The organism is Streptomyces sp. NPDC015346, assembly GCF_043078785.1.
Lineage (GTDB): Bacteria > Actinomycetota > Actinomycetes > Streptomycetales > Streptomycetaceae > Streptomyces.
In genome coordinates, this window is the sequence record NZ_JBIBTW010000001.1 from 891,599 (window position 1) to 914,800 (window position 23,202).

The following is a 23,202-nucleotide window of genomic DNA, read 5'->3' on the forward strand; positions in this document are numbered from 1 at the left end:
TATGAACGGGCCTTCCTCAGCGCCCGCCTGCCGAGCACGCCACAGAAGAGAGACCCCATGTCCTGGCTGTCCAGATTCAGCCTCGCGCAACGGGCCCTGATCGGGCTGATGTCCATCGTCGCCATCGTCTTCGGGGCGATCGCGATACCGCAGCTGAAGCAGCAGTTGCTGCCCTCGATCGAGCTCCCGATGGTGTCGGTGCTCGCGCAGTACCAGGGCGCGTCCCCCGATGTGGTCGAGAAGCAGGTCGTCGAGCCGCTCGAGAGCACCCTCAAGGCCGTCGACGGCATCAAGGGCGTCACCTCCACCGCCTCCGAGGGCAGCGCCGTCATCATGGCCACCTTCGACTACGGCGACGAGGGCACCAAGCAGCTCGTCGCCGATGTCCAGCAGGCCGTGAACCGGGCGCGCGCCACGCTCCCCGACGACGTCGACCCGCAGGTCGTCGCCGGCTCCACCGACGACATCCCGACCGTCGTCCTCGCCGTCACCTCCGACAAGCACCAGCAGGCCCTCGCCGACCAGTTGGAGCGGACCGTCGTCCCGGCCCTGGAGGACATCGACGGCGTCGGGCAGGTCTCCGTCGACGGCGTGCAGGACCTCCAGGTCTCCGTGACCCCCGACGACCGGAAGCTCGCCGCGGCCGGCCTCAGCACCATGAAGCTCGCCGAGGCGATCCGGGCCGGCGGCGGCACGATGCCGGCCGGCTCCTTCTCCGAGGCCGGCAAGAGCCGTACGGTCCAGGTCGGCGGCGGCTTCACCTCGCTCCAGCAGATCCAGGACCTGCGGATCCCGTCGGCGAAGGGCAGGGCGGTCCGCCTCGGCGACGTGGCGGCCGTGAAGCAGGAGGAGTCCTCCCGGGTCTCCCTCACCCGTACCAACGGCAAGCCCAGCCTCGCCGTCATGGCCACCATGGACAACGACGGCAGCGCCGTCGCCATCTCCGACGCGGTCAAGGAGAAGCTGCCCGGCCTCCGCGAGGACCTGGGCGCGGGCGCCGAGCTCACCGTCGTCTCCGACCAGGGACCGGCCGTCTCCAAGTCGATCTCCGGTCTCACCACCGAGGGCGCGCTCGGCCTCGTCATGGCCGTCCTGGTGATCCTGGTCTTCCTGGCCTCGATCCGCTCGACCCTGGTCACCGCGGTCTCCATCCCGCTCTCGGTGGTCCTGGCCCTGATCGTGCTCTGGACCCGCGACCTCTCGCTCAACATGCTGACGCTCGGTGCCCTCACCATCGCCATCGGCCGGGTCGTCGACGACTCGATCGTGGTCCTGGAGAACATCAAGCGGCACCTCGGCTACGGCGAGGAGCGCCAGGCGGCGATCCTCACGGCCGTACGGGAAGTGGCGGGCGCCGTCACCTCCTCCACCCTCACGACGGTCGCCGTCTTCCTGCCGATCGGGCTCGTCGGCGGCATGGTGGGCGAGCTGTTCGGCTCGTTCAGCCTGACGGTCACGGCCGCCCTGCTCGCCTCCCTCCTCGTCTCGCTCACCGTCGTCCCGGTTCTCTCGTACTGGTTCCTGCGCGCCCCCAAGGGCACCTCGCCGGACCCGGAGGAGGCCCGCCGGGTGGCCGAGGAGAAGGAGAACAAGAGCCGGCTCCAGCGCCTGTACGTCCCCGTCCTGCGCTTCGCGACCCGGCGCCGCCTCACCAGCGTGGCGATCGCGGTCGTCGTCCTGGCCGGCACCTTCGGCATGGCCCCGCTCCTGAAGACCAACTTCTTCGACCAGGGCGAGCAGGAGGTCCTCTCCATCAAGCAGGAGCTGGCCCCCGGCACCAGCCTCGCCGCCTCCGACGAGGCCGCGAAGAAGGTCGAGCGGGTCCTCGCCACGACCGACGGCGTGAAGGACTACCAGGTCACGGTCGGCTCCTCGGGCTTCATGGCCGCCTTCGGCGGCGGCACGGGCGCCAACCAGGCCTCGTACCAAGTGACGCTGGAGGACGCGGCCTCCGCCGACAGCACCCGCGACGCCATCGACGAGGCGCTCGCCAGGCTCGACGGCATCGGCGACACCACGATCGCGGCGGGCGACGGCTTCGGCAGCCAGGACCTGAGCGTGGTCGTCAAGGCGGCCGACGCGGACACCCTGAAGAAGGCGTCCGAGGCGGTCAAGGCCGAGGTCGCGAAGCTCGACGACGTCACCGACGTCCAGAGCGACCTCTCCCAGTCGGTGCCGCGGATCTCCGTCAAGGCCACCGCCAGGGCGGCGGACGCCGGCTTCGACGACACCACCCTCGGCATGGCCGTCGCCCAGGCGGTGCGCGGCACCCCCGCGGGCAAGGCGCTCCTCGACGACACCGAGCGGAACATCGTCCTGACCTCGGCGAAGCCGGCCACGACGATGGCCGAACTGAAGGCGCTGCCGCTCGGGCCGGTCAGGCTCGGCGACATCGCCGAGGTGAAGCTGGTCCCCGGCCCGGTCTCGATGACCCGGATCGACGGCTCGCGCGCGGCGACGATCACGGCCAAGCCGACCGGTGACAACACCGGCGCGGTCAGCGCCGCCCTCCAGTCGAAGATCGACGCACTCGAGCTGCCGCAGGGCGCGACCGCGTCCATCGGCGGTGTCTCCGAGGACCAGTCCGAGGCGTTCGTCAACCTGGGTCTGGCGATGCTCGCGGCGATCGCGATCGTCTTCATGCTGCTCGTGGCGACCTTCAGGTCGCTGGTCCAGCCGCTGATCCTGCTCGTCTCGATCCCGTTCGCGGCGACCGGCGCGATCGGCCTGCTGCTCCTGACCGGCACGGCGATGGGTGTCCCGGCGATGATCGGCATGCTGATGCTGATCGGCATCGTGGTGACCAACGCGATCGTCCTGATCGACCTGATCAACCAGTACCGGGCCCAGGGACTGGGCGTCGTCGAGGCGGTCGTCGAGGGCGGCCGGCACCGCTTGCGCCCGATCCTGATGACGGCGCTGGCGACGATCTTCGCGCTGCTGCCGATGGCGCTCGGCATCACCGGCGAGGGCGGTTTCATCGCCAAGCCGCTGGCGGTGGTGGTGATCGGCGGCCTGATCACCTCGACGCTGCTGACCCTGCTGCTCGTCCCGACGCTGTACGCGATGGTCGAACTGCGCAAGGAGCGCCGGGCCGAGAAGAAGGCGGCGAAGAAGGGGGCGAGGAAGGCGAAGCGTGACGGCTCCCTCGACAACCCCGACCAGCCGGACGTGACCCCCGCGGACGCGACCCTGCTGGACAGGCTGGACGCGCTGGACATCTGACGCCACGCACGCCGAAGGGCGCCCCGCGACCATGCGGGGCGCCCTTCGCGCGGTGCGGCCGGAGTTACGGCAGGGCGAGCATCCGCTCCAGTGCCAGCTTCGCGAAGCTCTCCGTCTCCTTGTCGACCTCGATCCGGTTGACCAGGTTGCCCTCGGCCAGCGACTCCAGCGCCCACACCAGGTGCGGCAGGTCGATCCGGTTCATCGTCGAGCAGAAGCAGACCGTCTTGTCGAGGAAGACGACCTCCTTGTCCGGGTGCGCGTCGGCCACGCGCCGGACCAGGTTCAGCTCCGTGCCGATCGCCCACTTCGAGCCGGCCGGGGCCGCCTCCAGCGTCTTGATGATGTACTCGGTCGAGCCGACGTAGTCCGCCGCCGCCACGACCTCGTGCTTGCACTCCGGGTGCACGAGCACGTTCACGCCCGGGATCCGCTCCCGCACGTCGTTGACCGAGTCCAGCGAGAACCGGCCGTGCACCGAGCAGTGACCCCGCCACAGGATCATCTTCGCGGCCCGCAGCTCCTCGACGGTCAGGCCGCCGTTCGGCTTGTGCGGGTTGTAGAGGACGCAGTCCTCCAGCGTCATCCCCATCTCGCGCACCGCGGTGTTCCGGCCCAGGTGCTGGTCGGGCAGGAAGAGCACCTTCTCGCCCTGCTCGAAGGCCCAGTCCAGGGCGCGCTTGGCGTTCGACGAGGTGCAGATCGTGCCCCCGTGCTTGCCGGTGAAGGCCTTGATGTCGGCCGAGGAGTTCATGTACGAGACGGGTACGACCTGCTCGGCGATGCCGGCCTCGGTCAGCACGTCCCAGCACTCGGCGACCTGCTCGGCGGTGGCCATGTCGGCCATCGAGCAGCCGGCCGCCAGGTCCGGCAGGACGACCTTCTGGTCGTCGGTGGTGAGGATGTCGGCCGACTCGGCCATGAAGTGCACGCCGCAGAAGACGATGTACTCGGCCTCCGGGCGCGCCGCGGCGTCGCGGGCGAGCTTGAAGGAGTCACCGGTCACGTCGGCGAACTGGATGACCTCGTCGCGCTGGTAGTGGTGGCCGAGGACGAAGACCTTGTCCCCGAGCTTCTCCTTGGCCGCCCTGGCGCGCTCCACCAGGTCCGGGTCGGAGGGCGACGGCAGGTCGCCGGGGCACTCCACGCCGCGCTCGCTCTTCGGGTCGGCCTCGCGGCCGAGCAGCAGCAGGGCGAGCGGCGTCGGCTGAACGTCCAGGGGCTGGGCGGTGGTCACGTCACGCACCCTTTCTTTTCCAATTCAGTGCGGCAGAGCCGCTCCAGCGGAGCCGGTGTTTGCACCGGAGGCTTCTTCGTCAGGCTTTTCGTCGAAATGACGCTATCTATCATAACCGCTTCGTGTCAGTTTGACGATGTCCATAGTGTCGATGTGACGAATTCGGGCACCACGCGGCGGTGCTTGCTCGCGAGCGGGTGTGCGAGCATGAAAGGGACAAGACGTGAAGACGCGGCCTCCGCCCGGAATGAAACCCGGGCCCCGCCGGTTGCAACCGTCGGCAAGCAGTCTCCGTACAACCCGGGAGAGAAGCAGATGTCCGTATCGGACGAGAAGACCACTGTCAGCGACGGCATCCTCCTGTCTGACGCCGCCGCGGCCAAGGTCAAGGCCCTGCTCGACCAGGAAGGCCGCGACGACCTCGCGCTGCGCGTCGCCGTTCAGCCCGGTGGCTGCTCCGGCCTGCGTTACCAGCTCTTCTTCGACGAGCGTTCGCTCGACGGCGACGTCGTCAAGGACTTCGACGGCGTCAAGGTCGTCACCGACCGCATGAGCGCCCCGTACCTCGGCGGTGCCTCCATCGACTTCGTCGACACCATCGAGAAGCAGGGCTTCACGATCGACAACCCGAACGCCACGGGCTCCTGCGCCTGCGGCGACTCGTTCAGCTAAGCACTTCGGCCGAACGGCACGACGAAGGCGGCGGCCCGGGAAATCCCGGGCCGCCGCCTTCGTCGTGCCGTGCTCACCCGCGCGGTACGGGCTCCCCGCTCGCCGCGTCCAGCACGGTCCGGGCGGCCAGCGGCTGCTTGAGGTCCACCGTCCGCGTCACCTCCACCGCGATGGCGATGCACGCGCGGCCGGGGTCGGTCGGCCGCTCCGTCACCCGCACGGTGACCTTGCCGGGGCCCTCCTCCGCCGTCGCCGTGTACTCGCTGCACACCCCTCCCCAGAAGGTGACGGACAGCTTCGTGCCGGTGCCGTCGATCCGGTACGACTCGACGCGCCGCACGGGCTCGGCGCCCTCCTCCGTCCCCGGCGTGGGGGTCGGGCTCGGGCTCGGCTTCGCCGGGGGCGCCAGATGCTCCGGGGCCACCGCCGTCCGGACGACCGTGGACGGCCGCGCGCCCGCCTCCCCCTCCACCGTGAACAGCCACGACGGTACGAGCGCCCGCTCGCCGTCCACGAACTGCGCGGCGAGACCGAAGACCGCGCCCGTGACCGCCAGCTCCTTCGGCGGTACGTCAGGCTTGCACGTCGCCGCCGGAGGCACGGGGGACCCGGGCGGCGCGGGGGCCTCCGCCGCCGGCGGATCGGTGGCGCAGCCCCCGATGCCGATCGTGCCCGGCCCGCTCGCCGCCTTGTTCAGCTCCTCGAGAGCCTTCTCGGCCCCGATCACCGGATACTCGGCACCCTTCGCCGGGTCCTTCAGCTGCCCGCTGCCCGCGACCAGCTCACCGCCCGGCCCGACATGGATCCCGGTCGACCAGCCGTACGTCGGCAGCCCGCCCACGACCGGGTCGGCGTTGACCACCCGTACGGTGCCGCCCATCACCTGGCTCGCGTCCAGCTTCGCGTCGTCCTGGCCGATCGCCTTCAGCACGGGCGCCGCCGCGGCCCGCGCCGCCGCCTCGCCCACCGGCCCGCCGCGTGGAGGCTTCGGCTCGCCCGGGGGCGGGCACGCCCTGCCCTTGAGGCAGGTGTCACCGGCCGGCCCTCCGTCGTACCGCGAGAACGTCCAGCTGCCCGGCGCCTCGGCCGACACGTCGAGCCGCAGACCCGAGCCGTCCTTCTCCGGGGCGATCTTCCAGACCTCGCCCTCCAGCCTCGGCGCGCCCGCGATGCCGAGGGCCTTCGCCAGCCGGCTCACCTCGGCCGAGGTGACCCGGCCCTCGGGCCGGTGGACCGGGGCCGAGGAGGGCCCCTCGGGGAGGGGGCCCTTCGCCTTGTAGACGGCGCCACCGCCCGGGTCGGGCTCTCCCGGGGCGATGCCGGGTCCGCCGTCGTCGCCGGCCTTCGCGTCCAGGCGCAGGGGTGGGGGTGGCGCCGCGGCGCCGCCGCTCGTCCCACCGCCGTCCGCCGTGGTCGCCAGGTACACACCGCCGCCGCCGGCCAGCAGGACGCCCGCGGCCACCGATGCGACCAGCACCGGACCGCGCCTGTGTCGCCGGCTCTCCGAACCGCTCACCGCATCGCTCCTTCAGACGTGGGGGAGATCCCCCAGCGGGAAGTCACCGATGGGACGGAAAAGGTGAGCGGGCGGTTCCCCTTTCCGTCCTCAGGCGCCGTATTCGGAGGTGGCGTCGATCAGCCGCGCCGAGGCGGGCGGGACGACGACGCCGTGGATCAGGGCGGGGGAGACCGGAGCGGCCGCGGCGGTCGCGGGGACCACCCAGTGCGGGGCCATCCGCGCGCTGTCGCCGCGCAGCTGGGCCAGGCTGAGCTCGGGCTCCTGGTGCTCGCGAGGAGCGGGGTACATGGACATAGGCGCACCGTACGCACGGCACCGCATCGGGGAAAAGGCCTACTCTGGGGTAGTTTCCACTGGTCGGCAGGGCGTTCCCCACCCGGTAGCGTGAACTGTCAACCCCTTTCCGTACCCGCAGGAGCGCCCAGCCGTGCGTATCGCAGTCACCGGCTCCATCGCCACCGACCACCTCATGACCTTCCCCGGCCGGTTCGCGGACCAGCTCGTCGCGGACCAGCTCCACACGGTCTCCCTCTCCTTCCTCGTCGACAACCTCGACATCCGGCGGGGAGGCGTCGGCCCGAACATCTGCTTCGGCATGGGCCAGCTCGGCGGCAACCCGATCCTCGTCGGAGCGGCCGGCTACGACTTCGACGAGTACCGCGCCTGGCTCGACCGCCACGGCGTCGACACCGGTTCCGTCCGGATCTCCGAGGTCCTGCACACCGCCCGCTTCGTCTGCACCACGGACAAGGACCACAACCAGATCGGCTCCTTCTACACGGGCGCGATGAGCGAGGCCCGGCAGATCGAGCTCAAGTCGGTCGCCGACCGCGTGGGCGGTCTCGACCTGGTGCTGATCGGCGCCGACGACCCCGAGGCGATGCTGCGCCACACCGAGGAGTGCAAGACGCGGGGGATCCCCTTCGCCGCCGACTTCTCGCAGCAGATCGCGCGGATGGACGGCGAGGAGATCCGCACCCTCCTGGACGGCGCGACCTACCTTTTCTCCAACGAGTACGAGAAGGGGCTCATCGAGTCCAAGACGGGCTGGACCGACGAGGAGATCCTCGCCAGGGTCGGCCACCGGGTCACCACCCTCGGCTCGCGCGGCGTCCGCATCGAGTGCGCGGGCGAGCCGGCGATCGAGGTCGGCTGCCCGGAGGAGGAGGCGAAGGTCGACCCGACCGGCGTGGGCGACGCCTTCCGCGCCGGCTTCCTCACGGGTCTTTCCTGGGGCGTCGGCCTGGAGCGCGCGGCGCAGGTCGGCTGCATGCTCGCGACGCTGGTGATCGAGACCCTGGGCACCCAGGAGTACACCCTGGCCCGCGCCCACTTCATGGAGCGCTTCACCAAGGCGTACGGCGACGACGCCGCGAGCGAGGTCCAGACCTACCTGCCCTGACCGCGGGGGCCCCGGCCCGCACCACCACGCGTGCGCCGCGCTGGTGGTGCGGGCGAGGCCCCGGTGTCTACGCCATCCGGCGGACCACGTAGGCCGTGCCGCCCTTCGGGGAGGGCTCCTCGCCCACGTACTGCTGGCCGCGCATCTCGCACCAGGCCGGGATGTCCAGGCGGGCCGCCTCGTCGTCGGCCAGGACGGTGACCGTGCCGCCCAGCGGGACCTCGCCGATCACCTTCGCCAGTTCGATGACCGGGATCGGGCAGCGCCTGCCGAGGGCGTCCACCACGAGCGAACCCGAGTCGGCCGCCGCCGCCCCGGTCGCCGGCTCCGGTGCGCCGAGCCGCTCCCGTACCCCCGCCACCACCCCGGGCAGCACGTCGAGGAAGCGTTCGACGTCCTCCTCGGGCGTCCCCGCCGGCAGGGACACCCGGACGTTCCCCTCGCTCAGCACCCCCATCGCCCGCAGCACATGGCTGGGCGTCAACGTCGAACTCGTACACGACGAACCGGACGAAACGGAGAAACCCTCCCGGTCCAGCTCGTGCAACAGCGTCTCCCCGTCGACATAGAGACAGGAGAACGTCACGAGATGGGGCAGCCGGCGCACCGGATCGCCCACCACCTCCACATCCGGCACCAGCTCCGGAACCCGGCCCCTGATCCGGTCCACCAGACCCCGCAGCCGCGCCCCCTCGGCCTCCGCCTCCGCGCGCACCGCCCGCAGCGACGCCGCCGCGGCGACGATCGCCGGCAGGTTCTCGAACCCCGCCGCCCGCCCCGACTCCCGCTCGTCCGCGGGACCTTGGGGCGCGAACCGCACCCCCTTCCGTACGGCGAGCAGCCCGACCCCCGCCGGGCCGCCCCACTTGTGCGCGCTCGCCGCGAGCAGCGACCAGCCGCCCTCGACCGGCCCCCAGCCCAGCGACTGCGCCGCGTCCACCAGGAGCGGGACCCCCGCCGCCCGGCACGCCTCCGCGACCTCCGCCACCGGCTGCACCGTCCCCACCTCGTGGTTGGCGGACTGCAGGCAGGCCAGCGCCGTCCCCTCGTCCAGCGCCGCCGCGAAGGCCGCCGTCTCCACCGCGCCCGACCGGCCCACCGGCACCTCGGTCAGCGAGCCGCCCGCCGCCGCGTGCGCCTCGGCCGCGTGCAGCACGGAGGAGTGTTCGACCGCCGACACCACGAGCCGGGTCCCGACACGCCGACGGCCCGCGAGCGCCCCGGAAATTCCCGAGTGAACCGCGCGCGTCCCCGAAGGGGTGAACACCAGCTCGTCGGGGCGGCAGCCCACCGCCTCCGCCGCGGCCTCCCGCGCCGCGTCCAGGAGCAGGCGCGCCCGCCGCCCCTCGCGGTAGAGCCGGGCCGGGTCGGCCCACCCCTCGTCCAGGGAGGCGAGCAGCGCCTGGCGGGCCACGGGGTGCAGCGGGGCGGAGGAAGCGGCGTCGAAGTAGGGCACATAAACACGGTAGGCCCTCCCGCCTCCCCGCTCCGTAAGCCCCCGTCATATGCCCGGTCCGCGCCGCCCATCGCTCCACGCGCCGGCCTTCGGCCGACCCCCCGGCGGCGGCCGCGGACCCGCCCGCGGAATGATCACGTCCACCCCTTCGGGGTGTCGGGCGGCGCGTTGGGCACCCTCCCCGCGCGACCCCAAATAGCGTCCAGTAGGGTTTGGTCCGCATAAACATCCAAACCCCTGCCCGCGGCCGGGGCGGCGACCGACCCGGAAGACGGCCGTAGCCGACCAGCGCGGGCCGAGACTCTCGGGAAGGCGCTACGTGAGTCCCAACGGCTCCGACCTCCCCCGCAGCCAAGGCGCGGGTGGTACCCCCACGTCTCGGCGCCCGATGCGGCGGAAGCTGCCGCAGGTGCTGACTGCGGGCCTGATCCTGGCGACAGCCACCGGCTGCTCGTACAACTGGGAAGACTTCCCCCGCCTTGGTATGCCCACCCCGGTAACGGAAGAGGCGCCGCGGATCCTCTCCCTCTGGCAGGGCTCGTGGGCGGCTGCGCTCGCCACGGGCGTCCTTGTCTGGGGTCTGATCCTGTGGTCGGTCATCTTCCACCGGCGCAGCCGCACCAAGGTCGAGGTACCTCCGCAGACGCGGTACAACATGCCCATCGAGGCGCTGTACACGGTCACCCCGCTCATCATCGTCTCCGTGCTCTTCTACTTCACGGCGCGCGACGAGTCGAAGCTCCTCCAGCTCAGCCCGAAGCCCACCCACACCATCAACGTGGTCGGCTACCAGTGGAGCTGGGGCTTCAACTACATCGAGAACGTGCCGGGTGTCACCGGCGACGCCAAGACGGACAAGAACCTGGCGGGCGTGCCCGACAGGTACAAGAACCAGTTCCCGGCCAACGCCGGCGGCGTCTACGACGCCGGCATCCCGGGGGACCGGAACCCGCAGAACGGCAACCCGGGCCCGACCCTGTGGCTGCCCAAGGGCGAGAAGGTCCGGTTCGTCCTGACCTCCCGTGACGTCATCCACTCCTTCTGGGTGGTCCCCTTCCTGATGAAGCAGGACGTCATCCCCGGCCACCCCAACGCCTTCGAGGTGACCCCGACGCGTGAGGGCACCTTCATGGGCAAGTGTGCCGAGCTCTGCGGTGTCGACCACTCCCGGATGCTCTTCAACGTCAAGGTGGTCTCCCCGGAGCGTTACCAGCAGCACCTGAAGGAGCTGGCGGAGAAGGGGCAGACCGGCTACATCCCGTCGGGCATCGAGCAGACGGACCCGGCCAGGAACGCGGAGAAGAAGCAACTGTGAGCATCCTCAACGAACCCCAGGGTGCGGCCGCGGCTGAGGACTCGTACGAGAACGAGGTCCCGGTACGCCGCAAGCAGCCCGGCAATGTCGTGGTCAAGTGGCTCACCACCACCGACCACAAGACGATCGGCACCCTCTACCTGGTCACGTCGTTCATCTTCTTCTGCGTCGGCGGACTCATGGCGCTCTTCATGCGCGCCGAGCTGGCCCGTCCGGGCACGCAGATCATGTCGAACGAGCAGTTCAACCAGGCGTTCACGATGCACGGCACGATCATGCTGCTGATGTTCGCGACGCCGCTGTTCGCCGGATTCGCGAACTGGATCATGCCGCTGCAGATCGGCGCGCCCGACGTGGCGTTCCCGCGGCTGAACATGTTCGCGTACTGGCTGTACCTCTTCGGCTCGCTCATCGCGGTGGCCGGCTTCCTCACCCCGCAGGGCGCGGCCGACTTCGGCTGGTTCGCCTACGCCCCGCTGTCGGACGCCGTCCGCTCGCCGGGTGTCGGCGCCGACATGTGGATCATGGGTCTGGCCTTCTCCGGCTTCGGCACGATCCTCGGCTCGGTCAACTTCATCACCACGATCATCTGCATGCGCGCTCCGGGCATGACGATGTTCCGGATGCCGATCTTCACCTGGAACGTGCTGCTGACCGGTGTGCTGGTCCTGCTCGCCTTCCCGGTCCTCGCGGCCGCGCTGTTCGCCCTGGAGGCGGACCGCAAGTTCGGGGCCCACATCTTCGACGCCGCCAACGGCGGCTCGCTGCTGTGGCAGCACCTCTTCTGGTTCTTCGGACACCCCGAGGTGTACATCATCGCCCTGCCGTTCTTCGGCATCGTCTCCGAAGTGATCCCGGTCTTCAGCCGCAAGCCGATGTTCGGCTACATCGGTCTGGTGGCCGCGACCATCGCGATCGCCGGTCTCTCGGTGACCGTGTGGGCCCACCACATGTACGTCACCGGTGGTGTGCTGCTGCCGTTCTTCTCCTTCATGACGTTCCTCATCGCCGTACCGACCGGCGTGAAGTTCTTCAACTGGATCGGAACGATGTGGAAGGGCTCGTTGTCCTTCGAGACACCGATGCTCTGGACGATCGGCTTCCTGGTCACCTTCACCTTCGGTGGTCTGACCGGCGTCATCCTGGCCTCGCCGCCGATGGACTTCCACGTCTCCGACTCGTACTTCGTCGTCGCGCACTTCCACTACGTCGTCTTCGGCACCGTGGTCTTCGCGATGTTCGCCGGCTTCCACTTCTGGTGGCCGAAGTTCACCGGCAAGATGCTGGACGAGCGGCTCGGCAAGATGACGTTCTGGACGCTGTTCATCGGCTTCCACGGCACGTTCCTGGTGCAGCACTGGCTGGGCGCCGAGGGCATGCCGCGTCGTTACGCGGACTACCTCGACGCCGACGGCTTCACCGCGCTGAACACGATCTCGACGATCTCCTCGTTCCTGCTCGGTCTGTCGATCCTGCCGTTCTTCTACAACGTGTGGAAGACCGCCAAGTACGGCAAGAAGATCGAGGTCGACGACCCGTGGGGCTACGGCCGTTCGCTGGAGTGGGCCACCTCCTGCCCGCCCCCGCGGCACAACTTCCTCACCCTGCCGCGGATCCGTTCCGAATCCCCGGCGTTCGACCTGCACCACCCTGAGATCGCGGCGATCGACCAGCTCGAGAACAAGCCGCACGAGGCCGCGGCTCTCACTGGCGGCAAGGAGGCCGGCAAGTGAAGATCCAGGGCAAGATGTTCATCTGGCTGAGCGTCTTCATCCTCGCCATGGCCGTCATCTACGGCGTGTGGTCGAAGGAGCCGGTCGGCACCACGGCGCTCTTCCTGGCCTTCGGCCTGGCCATCATGATCGGCTACTACCTGGCCTTCACGGCCCGGCGGGTCGACGCGATGGCGCAGGACGACAAGGAGGCCGACGTCGCGGACGAGGCCGGTGAAGTGGGCTTCTTCGCCCCGCACAGCTGGCAGCCGCTCTCGCTCGGCATCGGCGGCGCGCTCGCCTTCCTCGGCATCGCGATGGGCTGGTGGCTGCTGTACTTCTCGGCTCCGCTGATCCTGGTCGGCCTGTTCGGCTGGGTGTTCGAGTTCTACCGCGGCGAGAACCAGAACCAGTAGCGCCACCCGCAGCACCCGCAGCACCCCGAGGGGCCCGGCCACTTCGTCACCGAAGTGGCCGGGCCCCTCTTTCGGAGCACCCGGCGCGCTGGCTCGCGGGAATGTTCTTACGGTGATCTCATGAACGACACGCCGCGCATTCGGACTGTTGTGAGCTGCACCTTCCTGGCTGTCACCGTCACCGCCGGCGCCACCGCCTGCGCGGGCTCCGAGGGCCACCCGCTGTCGACCCGTCCGTACGACGCGGCGCGGCACGTCTCCTTCAACGCCCCGGCGGACGGCAAGAAGGCCGACCCCGACAAGGCGCTGGAGATCACCGCCAAGGGCGGCGAAGGCCGCATCACCGATGTGACGGCCGTCGACGCCACCGGCCACCACCTCGCGGGCGAGCTCACCGCAGACGGGCAGCTCTGGCGCTCCACCGGCTCACTGACGGCCGGAGCCCGCTACACCGTCAAGGTCTCCACGGAGGACCAGGAGGGCGCTCCCGGCACCCGTACGTTCACCTTCGAGACGGCCCCGGCGAAGCGGTCCCTCACGGTGGAGTTCGGCCCGGAGGCGGGCAAATACGGCGTCGGGCAGCCCATCACGGCCGACCTCAGCCTCCCCGTCAAGGACAGGAAGTCCCGGGCGGTCGTGGAACGGGCCCTGAAGGTGCGCTCCACGCCCTCGGTGGAGGGCTCCTGGCACTGGGTGGACGACGAGAAGCTGCACTACCGTCCCAAGGAGTACTGGCCCACGGGCGCGGTGATCACCGCCACCGCCAACCTGGCCGGCGTCAAGGTGGGCGACAAGCTCTACGGCGGCGAGTCCAAGCCGCTGAAGCTCACGATCGGCGACCGGATCGAGGCGATCGCGGACGCGGGCTCGCACTACATGACCGTGCGGCGCAACGGAGAAGTGATCAACACCATTCCGGTGACCACCGGCAAGCCGGGCTTCTCCACCCGTAACGGCATCAAGGTGGTGCTCGGCAAGGAGTACTTCGTACGGATGCGCGGTACCAGCGTCGGCATCGCGGAGGGCACCTCCGAGTCGTACGACCTGCCCGTCTACTACGCGACCCGGGTCACCTGGAGCGGCGAGTACGTCCACGCGGCGCCCTGGTCCGTCGGCTCGCACGGAGTCGCCAACGTCAGCCACGGCTGTGTCGGCATGTCGACGGGGAACGCGGCCTGGTTCTACGAGACCGTCCGGCCCGGCGACATCGTGAAGACGATCAACAGCTACGGCGACACGATGGACACCTTCGGCAACGGCTTCGGCGACTGGAACCTGCCCTGGGACAAGTGGCGCAAGGGCAGCGCCCTGGTCGAACCGAACCAGAACGCCGCCAACCCGCCCGACCCCACCCGACTGAGGCCGTCGATCTAGACATCAGCCGTTCGGGCGTCAGCCGTTCAGACGTCGATGCAGAGGCGGGTACGCAGCAGGGACGCCAGGGACGCCGCGAAATCCACCGGTTCGACCGGGAGGGTCACCGCGGCGTCCGCGCGGCTCCAGGTGGCCAGCCAGGCGTCCTGCGGGCGGCCGATCAGGAGCAGCACCGGCGGGCAGCGGAAGACCTCGTCCTTGATCTGGCGGCAGACGCCCATCCCGCCGGCCGGCACGGCCTCGCCGTCCAGCACGCAGACGTCGACACCGCCCTCCTCCAGGCGCTTCAGCACCGCGGGGAGCGTCGCGCACTCGACGAACTCGACCGGGGGAACGTCGGCCGCGGGCCTGCGTCCCGCAGCCAGCCGCACCTGTTCCCGCGTTTTCGCGTCGTCGCTGTAGACCAGGACCGTGGCGCTCGACTGCATCGTTCCTCCGTGAAGGTCATCAACCGATGCGCCGGATGCTACTCCGTCCCACCCCGCGTCAACACCGGTCGTACGCCGCCGGGGAGGCCGTTTCGATGGGCCGTTCGGGCTGGACGCGGGCCCCGGACACTCCGAACGGCACCCCCCGGAGTGAGGGCGGGATAAGCGACCGACATAATGTCGGTCGTGGCGACAGTAACGACAGTAGAAACAGGGCACGCGCACCCGTCGGTCAATCGACCGAACCTCACCAGCGTCGGAACCATCATCTGGTTGAGTTCCGAGCTGATGTTCTTCGCGGCCCTCTTCGCGATGTACTTCACCCTGCGATCGGTGACGGGTGCCGAGTTCTGGACGGAAAAGGCCTCGGCCTTGAACTTCCCGTTCTCGGCGACCAACACCACGATCCTGGTGCTCTCCTCCCTCACCTGCCAGCTCGGCGTCTTCGCCGCGGAGCGGGGCGATGTGAAGAAGCTCCGGACGTGGTTCATCATCACGTTCGTGATGGGTGCGATCTTCATCGGCGGCCAGGTCTTCGAGTACACCGAGCTGGTCAAGCACGAGGGCCTCTCGCTCTCGTCGGACCCGTACGGCTCTGTGTTCTACCTGACCACCGGCTTCCACGGCCTGCACGTGACGGGCGGTCTCATCGCCTTCCTGCTGGTCCTGGGCCGGACGTACGCCGCCAAGAGATTCACTCACGAGCAGGCAACCGCCGCCATCGTCGTGTCCTACTACTGGCACTTCGTCGATGTCGTCTGGATCGGCCTCTTCGCCACGATCTACATGATCAAGTAATCGGGGCGCCATCCTGGCGAACTGAGACATCCAGCAAGCATCGACGCAGAAGATCCTGACACCGGGGTAATCCGTGAAAAAGCTCTCCGCACGACGACGCCATCCGCTGGCGGCGGTCGTCGTCCTCCTTCTCGCGCTGGCGGCCACTGGGGGGCTGTACGCCGCGTTCGCGCCCGCGGGCACGGCGAAGGCCGATGAAACCGCCCAGTCCCTCGCCATCGAGGAGGGCCAGAAGCTGTACTCCGTCGGCTGCGCCAGCTGCCACGGAACCGGCGGTCAGGGCACCTCTGACGGCCCGTCCCTGGTCGGCGTCGGCTCTGCCGCCGTGGACTTCCAGGTCGGCACGGGCCGCATGCCGGCCCAGCAGCCGGGCGCCCAGGTGCCGAAGAAGAAGGTCGTCTACTCGCAGGCTGAGATCGATCAGCTCGCGGCGTACGTCGCCTCCCTCGGCGCCGGCCCGACCACGCCGAAGCCGAGCCAGTACAGCGTCGAAGGCGCCAACATCGGCCGCGGCGGCGAACTGTTCCGTAACAACTGCGCCCAGTGCCACAACTTCACCGGTGAGGGCGGCGCGCTGACGCACGGCAAGTACGCCCCGAGCCTCGAAGGCGTGAGCCCGAAGCACCTGTACGAGGCCATGCAGACCGGCCCGCAGAACATGCCCTCCTTCCCGGACTCCACGATGCCGGAGAAGGAGAAGAAGGACATCATCGCGTACGTCCAGGCCGTCAACAGCGACAAGACCGACAACCCCGGCGGCCTCTCGCTCGGTGGCCTCGGCCCCGTCAGCGAGGGTCTGTTCGGCTGGATCTTCGGTCTGGGCTCGCTGATCGCAGTTGCCGTCTGGGTCGCGGCCCACACCGCTAAGGCCAAGAAGTCATGAGTAGCCAAGAGATTCCAGAAGAGAACCTGCCCTCCACGCAGGACACCGCGCACGGCGCGGTGAAGGTCGCGGTCGCGGACGACCCGTTCGCCGACCCGGGCCTTCCGCCCCACAAGCCGCGCATCCAGGACATCGACGAGCGGGCCGCCAAGCGGTCCGAGCGTGCGGTCGCCTTCATGTTCACGCTGTCGATGCTGGCCACCGTCGGCTTCATCGCCTCGTACGTGATCTTCCCGGTCGACAAGATCGTGTACGTCTGGCCGCTCGGCCGGGTGAGCGCGCTCAACCTCGCCCTGGGTCTGACCCTCGGTGCCGCGCTCTTCTTCATCGGCGCGGGCGCGGTCCACTGGGCCCGCACCCTGATGTCCGACGTCGAGATCGCGGACGAGCGTCACCCGATCCAGGCCTCCGCGGAGACCAAGGCGAAGGTCATGTCGGACTTCGCGGCCGGTGCCGCCGAGTCCGGGATGGGCCGGCGCAAGCTGATCCGCAACACGATGTTCGGCGCGCTGTCCCTCGTACCGCTCTCCGGCCTGGTGCTGCTGCGCGACATGGGTCCGCTGCCCGAGAAGAAGCTCCGGACCACGATGTGGGCCAAGGGGCTGCAGCTGATCAACATGAACACGCACGAGCCGCTGCGTCCCGAGGACGTCGCGGTCGGTTCGCTGACCTTCGCGATGCCCGAGGGCCTCTCGGAGCACGACCACAACTTCCAGGTCGAGATCGCCAAGGCCGCCCTGATGATCGTCCGCATCCAGCCGGAGGACATCAAGGACAAGCGCGAGCTCGAGTGGTCGCACGAGGGCATCGTCGCCTTCTCGAAGATCTGCACCCACGTGGGCTGCCCGATCTCCCTGTACGAGCAGCAGACGCACCACGTGCTCTGCCCGTGCCACCAGTCCACCTTCGACCTCTCCGACGGCGCCCGCGTCATCTTCGGCCCGGCCGGTCACGCCCTCCCGCAGCTGCGGATCGGCGTGAACGACAAGGGCTTCCTCGAGGCGCTCGGCGACTTCGACGAGCCCGTCGGCCCTGCCTTCTGGGAGCGCGGATGAGCACTGTGACCAACACGCAGAAGAAGGCACCCGCCGGTGAGCGGGTCGCCGACTGGGCCGACGGCCGCCTGGGGATCTACTCCCTGGCCCGGGCCAACATGCGGAAGATCTTCCCGGACCACTGGTCCTTCATGCTCGGCGAGATCTGCCTCTACAGCTTCATCATCATCATCCTCACGGGTGTGTACCTGACGATGTTCTTCCACCCGTCGATGAACGAGGTGGAGTACCACGGCAGCTACGTCCCGCTGCAGGGCCAGCTGATGTCCGAGGCGTTCAACTCGACCATGCACATCTCCTTCGATGTGCGCGGTGGTCTGCTCATCCGGCAGATCCACCACTGGGCGGCGCTGATCTTCATCGCCGGCATGTTCGTGCACATGATGCGCGTCTTCTTCACCGGCGCGTTCCGCAAGCCGCGTGAGATCAACTGGCTGTTCGGCTTCCTGCTGTTCTTCCTGGGCATGTTCACCGGCTTCACCGGTTACTCGCTCCCGGACGACCTGCTCTCCGGCACCGGCGTCCGCTTCATGCAGGGCGCGATCCTGTCCGTGCCGGTCGTCGGCACGTACCTGTCGATGTTCCTGTTCGGCGGGGAGTTCCCCGGCGGCGACTTCGTGGCCCGGTTCTACTCGGCGCACGTGCTGCTGCTGCCCGGCATCATGCTCGGCCTCGTGGTGGCGCACCTGATCCTGGTCTTCTACCACAAGCACACGCAGTTCGAGGGCCCCGGCCGGACGAACAACAACGTCGTGGGCATGCCGCTGCTGCCGGTCTACATGGCCAAGGCCGGAGGCTTCTTCTTCCTGGTCTTCGGTGTCATCGCGGTCATCTCGGCGATCGCCTCGATCAACCCGATCTGGGCGCTCGGCCCGTACCGCCCGGACCAGGTGTCCACCGGCGCCCAGCCCGACTGGTACATGGGCTTCGCCGAGGGTCTGATCCGTGTGATGCCGGGCTGGGAGATCAACCTCTGGGGCCACACGCTGGTCCTGGGCGTGATGATCCCGCTGGTGATCTTCCCGCTGATGCTCGCCGCGATCGCGGTCTACCCCTTCATCGAGTCGTGGATCACCGGCGACAAGCGCGAGCACCACATCGCGCAGCGCCCGCGCAACGCTCCGACGCGCACCGCCTTCGGTGTCGCCTGGATCACCGCCTACATGATCATGCTCGTGGGTGGTGGCAACGACATCTTCGCGACCCACTTCCACCTGTCGATCAACTCGATCACGTGGTTCGTCCGGATCGCCTTCTTCGTCGGCCCGGTCATCGCGTTCATCATCACCAAGCGGATCTGCCTCGGCCTCCAGCGCCGCGACAAGGACAAGGTGCTGCACGGACGCGAGTCCGGCATCATCAAGCGCCTGCCGCACGGTGAGTTCGTCGAGATCCACGAGCCGCTCAGCCAGGGCCAGCTCTACAAGCTCACGGCGCACGAGCAGCACAAGCCGGCCGAGCTCGGTCCCACGGTGGACGAGAACGGCGTCGAGCGGAAGATCGGCCGCATGGAGAAGCTCCGGGTCAAGCTCAGCCGGAGCTACTACGGCGAGGAAAGCCAGATCGCCAAGCCCACCGTCGAGGAGTACAAGGAGATCACCAGCGGCCACGGCCACCACTGATCACCTGAACCACCCGACCTGAAGGTCGCCACAGCGAGAGCCCCGTCCATTCGATGGACGGGGCTCTTTGCCGTCCCTGTAGGTCGATAGGCTGGCCATAACCCATTGCGCGCGCAATTGACTATGGAGCTGCCATGAGCGCTGTGACCCCCGCTGGAGGACCGACCACGGCGGGCCGCTCCTGGCCGGCCGTCCTGGACGGCCTGCTGACCGGCCGCGACCAGAGCGCCGAGGACACCGCCTGGGCCATGGACCGGATCCTGCGCGGCGAGGCCACCGACGCCCAGATCGCCGGCTTCGCGGTCGCGCTGCGTGCCAAGGGCGAGACCGTCGAGGAGATCTCCGGACTCGTCCGGACCATGTACGAGCACGCCAACCTCATCGAGGTCCCCGGCCCCTCCGTGGACATCGTCGGCACGGGCGGCGACGGCGCCAAGACCGTCAACATCTCCACCATGTCGGCGATCGTGGTGGCCGGCACCGGCGCCAAGGTCGTCAAGCACGGCAACCGGGCCGCGTCCAGCGCGAGCGGCGCCTCCGACGTCCTGGAGAAGCTCGGCGTCAACCTGGAGCTGACCCCCCGGCGGGTGGCGGAGGTCGCCGAGGAGGCCGGCATCACCTTCTGCTTCGCGGTGAAGTTCCACCCCGCGCTGCGCCATGTGGCCGCCGCCCGCAAGGAACTGGGCATCCGGACCACCTTCAACTTCCTCGGTCCGCTCACCAACCCGGCCCGCGTCATGGCGCAGGCGACCGGCGTCGCCGACGCCCGGATGGCCCCCATCATGGCCGGGGTCCTCGCCGAGCGGGGTTCGTCCGCGCTCGTCTTCCGCGGCGACGACGGCCTCGACGAGCTGACCACCACGGCCACCTCGCGGGTGTGGGTGGTACGGGACGGGGCGGTGCGGGAGGAGACCTTCGACCCGCGGGACGTCGGCATCGAGATCGTCCCGGTGGAGGCGCTGCGCGGCGCCGACGCCTCGTACAACGCCGATGTGGCCCGCAGGCTGCTCGCCGGCGAGACCGGTCCCGTACGGGACGCGGTGCTGCTCAACTCGGCGGCGGCGCTCACGGCGCTCGAGCCGGGGGAGGGCACCCTGGTGGAGCAACTGCGCGCCGGCATCGCGAAGGCGGCGGAGTCGATCGACTCGGGCGCCGCCCGCAAGGCCCTGGAGCGCTGGATCGCCGCCAGCAACGCGTAGACAGGTCCGCGCGGCCCTGTTCCGGAATGCGGAACGGGGTTGCGCGGGGACGATCAACTGACATACGTTCTGTGCCAGGTCATGAGTGACAGCTACGAAGCCCCGGCTTGCTGTCCGGCAACCCTCCGTCCGTGGCGGGGTGCCCCGGGTGAAGACCAGGCCGTAGGCAGCGAGGTCTACGGCAAGCGCGGACCCCTCGAAACCTTGGGGTCCTGGTCCTCAGGGAGCCTCTTGTGAGCAAGCGAATGCGATAGGGCCTTCTCGCCCCTTCTTCGCACACCCCTTTTCTCTTCCCCAGCGCTGCCGCGTATCCGCCGGCGCGGGAATTCGCCTGCCTTGTACGGGAGTTCGCCATGTCTGTCTCCACCGCTGCCACCGACCAGTCGGTTTGTTCCCCGCTGCCCGTTCTCGGCCGGGATGTCACCGTTCCGCTCGTCACCGGTGGCGAGGTCACCTACGCCGCGCTCGACTACGCCGCCAGCGCGCCGGCCCTGCAGCGGGTGTGGGACGACGTCGCCGCGTACGCGCCGTACTACGGCAGCGTCCACCGCGGCGCCGGGTACCTCTCGCAGCTCTCCACCGACCTCTTCGAGAACAGCCGCGTCACCGTCGCCCAGTTCCTCGACTGCCGCCCCGAGGACCAGGTCGTCTTCACCCGCTCCACCACCGACTCGCTCAACCTGCTCGCCGCCACCCTGCCCGCGGGGTGCGAGGTCTTCGTCTTCGAGACCGAGCACCACGCCTCGCTGCTGCCCTGGCAGGACGCGCGGGTCACCTACCTCAACGCCCCGCGCACCCCCGCCCAGGCCGTCGAGACCCTGGAGCGCGCGCTGGCCGACCGCGACCCGCACGGCCCCGCCCTCGTCTGCGTCACCGGCGCCTCCAACGTCACCGGTGAGCTGTGGCCGGTGCGGGAACTGGCCGCGGCCGCGCACGCCCACGGCGCCCGGATCGTCCTCGACGCCGCCCAGCTCGCCCCCCACCACCCCGTGTCTGTACGGGAGTTGGACGTGGACTGGGTCGCCTTCTCCGGACACAAGCTGTACGCCCCGTTCGGCTCGGGCGTCCTCGCGGGACGCGCCGACTGGCTCCAGGAGGCCGAGCCGTACCTGGCCGGCGGTGGCGCCTCCAAGAAGGTCGCCCGCCGCGCCGACGGGGGAGTGGACGTCGAGTGGCACACCACCGCCGCCCGCCACGAGGCCGGCTCCCCGAACGTCATCGGCGTCTACGCCATCGCCTCCGCCTGCAAGGCGCTCACCGAGGCCGGCTTCGACACCCTCGTCGCGCGCGAGCGGCAGCTGATCGCGACCGTGCGCGCGGGCCTGGCCGAGGTCCCCGAGGTCAGGGTGCTCTCGCTCTTCGGCGACGAGGCCCCCCGCGTCGGCGTCATCTCCTTCGTCGTGGAAGGCTGGAACAGCTCCCACTTCGCCGCCGCCCTCTCCGCCGAGTACGGCATCGGCGTGCGGGACGGTCTCTTCTGCGCCCACCCGCTGGTCCGCACGCTCCTCGGCAGCGACCCGCAGCAGATCGGCGAGTGCGGCGCCCCGGAGGCGGAGCCGGGCGAGAAGTCGCTCAACGCCATCCGGGTGAGCTTCGGCGCCGGTACGCCGGACGAGCACGTGGAGCGTTTCGTACGGGCCGTGAAGGAGCTGGTCCGCGACGGCGCGCAGTGGAAGTACCGCACCGAGGACGGCCGCTGCGTCCCCGACCGCGGCTGAGCGTCCCTCGTACGGGTGAAGGGGGCCTCCGACCGGAGGCCCCCTTCGTCATGCCGTCGTCTTCGCCCGCGGGGCCCCTAGGACTCCAGGCCGATGGCGAAGGCGGCCTCCAGGTCGTGCTGGGAGTACGTACGGAACGCGACGTGCGTGTCCGTCGCCTCGACGCCGGGGATCTTGCTGATCCGGCCGGGGATCACATCGGCCAGGTCGTCGTGCTTGGGCACCCGGACCATCGCGATGAGGTCGTACGTACCGGTGACCGAGAAGACCTCGCTGACGCTGTCGAGCGCCGCGATCGACTCCGCGATCTCGGGGATGCGGTCCACGCTGGTCTTGATGAGCACGATCGCGGTGATCACGGCTGGCTTTCTCCCTCGGTCGCCGCGGCTTGGGCCTTCACCTTATCCCCCTGGTGGTACCGGCCCCAGGCGTAGAGGAAGCCGACGGCGAAGCCCACCACGTGCGCGAGATAGGCGACGCCCGGCCCCGGCCCCGCCGAGCGGGCCGCCAGCCACTGCAGCGCGAACCAGAAGAGGAGCACGATCCAGGCCGGGAAACGCAGCGGCAGAAAGAAGAGGAACGGGTAGAGGCTCGTCACCCGTGAGCGCGGGAAGAGGTACAGGAACGCCCCCAGGACCCCCGAGATCGCGCCCGAGGCGCCCACCAGCGTCTGCTCGCTGCTCGCGTGGACCGCCGCGTAGCCCAGCAGGGCCAGATAGCCGCACCCCAGATAGAAGAGGGCGAACCCGACCGCCCCCATCCGCTCCTCCGCCATCGCCCCGAAGACGTGGAGGAACAGCATGTTGCCGAGCAGGTGCAGCCAGCTGCCGTGGACGAAGAGCGCGGTCAGCGGGGTGAGCAGGGCGCGCGGGTCGCCGGTCGTCAGCTCGGCCGGCACGACCCCCCAGCGGTGGAAGTACTCGCTCTGCGCCGCGAGGGCCGCGTCCCCCGTCCCGTATCCCGGATGGAGACCGGACACCGGCCCGAGCACGAACACGAGGCAGCACACGGCGATCAGGCCGTAGGTCACCGTGGGCCCGCGCCGGGCGCCGCGCCACGCCCCCAGGGCCGTCTCCCGCCAGTCGATCATGGACAGATCATGGCGTAACGGTGCCGAACTGGACAGAGTGCCTCGCCGCGACATCGGATACCCCCGAGGCCGTAGGGTTAC

The 23,202-nt window shown here is 69.6% G+C and carries 20 protein-coding genes and 1 riboswitch; of the genes, 13 read left to right on the forward strand and 7 right to left on the reverse strand.

Features of this window, described 5'->3' with window-relative positions:
* Window positions 1-57 precede the first annotated feature (57 nt).
* A complete protein-coding gene (locus tag ACF06X_RS04055) occupies window positions 58-3,225 on the forward strand; it encodes an efflux RND transporter permease subunit (protein WP_392285587.1) in 3,168 nt (1,055 codons plus the stop codon).
* Window positions 3,226-3,289: 64 nt separating this feature from the next.
* Here the strand turns inward: ACF06X_RS04055 and nadA are convergent, their stop codons facing one another.
* On the reverse strand, window positions 3,290-4,471 hold the full coding sequence (gene nadA, locus ACF06X_RS04060) for a quinolinate synthase NadA (protein ID WP_392285588.1): 1,182 nt from the start codon (window positions 4,469-4,471) through the stop codon (window positions 3,290-3,292).
* A gap of 306 nt (window positions 4,472-4,777) precedes the next feature.
* Between nadA and ACF06X_RS04065 the strand changes: the two genes are divergently transcribed.
* Window positions 4,778-5,134: an iron-sulfur cluster assembly accessory protein gene (locus ACF06X_RS04065; RefSeq protein WP_018848827.1), complete on the forward strand. Its 357-nt coding sequence runs from the start codon at window positions 4,778-4,780 to the stop codon at window positions 5,132-5,134.
* Window positions 5,135-5,207: 73 nt separating this feature from the next.
* On the opposite strand, the gene ACF06X_RS04070 is transcribed toward ACF06X_RS04065, so the two are convergent.
* Both ACF06X_RS04070 and ACF06X_RS04075 read right to left on the reverse strand, forming a co-directional pair.
* Window positions 5,208-6,611 (reverse strand): hypothetical protein, encoded by a 1,404-nt coding sequence (locus ACF06X_RS04070; protein WP_392285589.1) that lies wholly within the window; start codon window positions 6,609-6,611, stop codon window positions 5,208-5,210.
* Between the two features lie 129 nt (window positions 6,612-6,740).
* Window positions 6,741-6,947, reverse strand: coding sequence for a hypothetical protein (locus ACF06X_RS04075; protein ID WP_392285590.1), 207 nt, complete (start codon window positions 6,945-6,947; stop codon window positions 6,741-6,743).
* Window positions 6,948-7,080: 133 nt separating this feature from the next.
* On the opposite strand from ACF06X_RS04075, the gene ACF06X_RS04080 reads away from it, so the two are divergent.
* Entirely contained in the window at window positions 7,081-8,055 is a 975-nt protein-coding gene (locus tag ACF06X_RS04080; protein WP_392285591.1) for a carbohydrate kinase family protein, read from the forward strand.
* Between the two features lie 67 nt (window positions 8,056-8,122).
* Here the strand turns inward: ACF06X_RS04080 and ACF06X_RS04085 are convergent, their stop codons facing one another.
* Entirely contained in the window at window positions 8,123-9,511 is a 1,389-nt protein-coding gene (locus ACF06X_RS04085) for a cysteine desulfurase/sulfurtransferase TusA family protein (RefSeq protein WP_392285592.1), read from the reverse strand.
* 319 nt (window positions 9,512-9,830) lie between these two features.
* Here ACF06X_RS04085 and coxB point away from each other — a divergent pair, with 319 nt between their 5' ends.
* From coxB to ACF06X_RS04105, 4 genes are all read left to right on the forward strand, one after another.
* A complete protein-coding gene (gene coxB / locus ACF06X_RS04090; RefSeq protein ID WP_392285593.1) occupies window positions 9,831-10,826 on the forward strand; it encodes a cytochrome c oxidase subunit II in 996 nt (331 codons plus the stop codon).
* Window positions 10,823-12,559, forward strand: coding sequence for a cytochrome c oxidase subunit I (ctaD, locus tag ACF06X_RS04095; protein ID WP_158986615.1), 1,737 nt, complete (start codon window positions 10,823-10,825; stop codon window positions 12,557-12,559). The genes coxB and ctaD overlap by 4 nt, the downstream gene beginning before the upstream one ends.
* Entirely contained in the window at window positions 12,556-12,954 is a 399-nt protein-coding gene (locus ACF06X_RS04100; protein ID WP_392285594.1) for a cytochrome c oxidase subunit 4, read from the forward strand. The genes ctaD and ACF06X_RS04100 overlap by 4 nt, the downstream gene beginning before the upstream one ends.
* A 120-nt stretch (window positions 12,955-13,074) precedes the next feature.
* Entirely contained in the window at window positions 13,075-14,328 is a 1,254-nt protein-coding gene (locus tag ACF06X_RS04105) for an Ig-like domain-containing protein (protein ID WP_392285595.1), read from the forward strand.
* 26 nt (window positions 14,329-14,354) lie between these two features.
* Here ACF06X_RS04105 and ACF06X_RS04110 read toward each other — a convergent pair whose 3' ends face one another.
* Window positions 14,355-14,756, reverse strand: coding sequence for a hypothetical protein (locus ACF06X_RS04110; RefSeq protein WP_392285596.1), 402 nt, complete (start codon window positions 14,754-14,756; stop codon window positions 14,355-14,357).
* A gap of 177 nt (window positions 14,757-14,933) precedes the next feature.
* Here ACF06X_RS04110 and ACF06X_RS04115 point away from each other — a divergent pair, with 177 nt between their 5' ends.
* From ACF06X_RS04115 to ACF06X_RS04140, 6 genes are all read left to right on the forward strand, one after another.
* Window positions 14,934-15,554: a heme-copper oxidase subunit III gene (locus ACF06X_RS04115; protein ID WP_158986607.1), complete on the forward strand. Its 621-nt coding sequence runs from the start codon at window positions 14,934-14,936 to the stop codon at window positions 15,552-15,554.
* 73 nt (window positions 15,555-15,627) lie between these two features.
* A complete protein-coding gene (locus ACF06X_RS04120) occupies window positions 15,628-16,437 on the forward strand; it encodes a c-type cytochrome (RefSeq protein ID WP_392285597.1) in 810 nt (269 codons plus the stop codon).
* Window positions 16,434-17,492, forward strand: a complete 1,059-nt coding sequence (locus ACF06X_RS04125; protein ID WP_392285598.1) for a Rieske 2Fe-2S domain-containing protein — start codon at window positions 16,434-16,436, stop codon at window positions 17,490-17,492. Before ACF06X_RS04120 ends, ACF06X_RS04125 begins: the two co-directional genes overlap by 4 nt.
* Window positions 17,489-19,114, forward strand: a complete 1,626-nt coding sequence (locus tag ACF06X_RS04130; protein ID WP_392285599.1) for a cytochrome bc complex cytochrome b subunit — start codon at window positions 17,489-17,491, stop codon at window positions 19,112-19,114. The genes ACF06X_RS04125 and ACF06X_RS04130 overlap by 4 nt, the downstream gene beginning before the upstream one ends.
* Before the next feature lie 134 nt (window positions 19,115-19,248).
* Entirely contained in the window at window positions 19,249-20,313 is a 1,065-nt protein-coding gene (trpD, locus tag ACF06X_RS04135) for an anthranilate phosphoribosyltransferase (protein WP_392285600.1), read from the forward strand.
* A gap of 77 nt (window positions 20,314-20,390) precedes the next feature.
* A riboswitch (SAM riboswitch) is annotated at window positions 20,391-20,507 on the forward strand.
* A 159-nt stretch (window positions 20,508-20,666) separates the two neighbouring features.
* Window positions 20,667-22,031 carry an aminotransferase class V-fold PLP-dependent enzyme gene (locus ACF06X_RS04140; RefSeq protein WP_392285601.1) on the forward strand — a complete coding sequence of 455 codons (1,365 nt, stop codon included), beginning with the start codon at window positions 20,667-20,669 and terminating at the stop codon, window positions 22,029-22,031.
* 77 nt (window positions 22,032-22,108) lie between these two features.
* Here ACF06X_RS04140 and ACF06X_RS04145 read toward each other — a convergent pair whose 3' ends face one another.
* Together ACF06X_RS04145 and ACF06X_RS04150 are read right to left on the reverse strand one after the other, a co-directional pair.
* Window positions 22,109-22,390 (reverse strand): Lrp/AsnC family transcriptional regulator, encoded by a 282-nt coding sequence (locus ACF06X_RS04145; protein WP_158986597.1) that lies wholly within the window; start codon window positions 22,388-22,390, stop codon window positions 22,109-22,111.
* Window positions 22,387-23,121, reverse strand: a complete 735-nt coding sequence (locus tag ACF06X_RS04150; RefSeq protein WP_392285602.1) for a rhomboid family intramembrane serine protease — start codon at window positions 23,119-23,121, stop codon at window positions 22,387-22,389. Before ACF06X_RS04150 ends, ACF06X_RS04145 begins: the two co-directional genes overlap by 4 nt.
* Window positions 23,122-23,202: the final 81 nt, after the last annotated feature.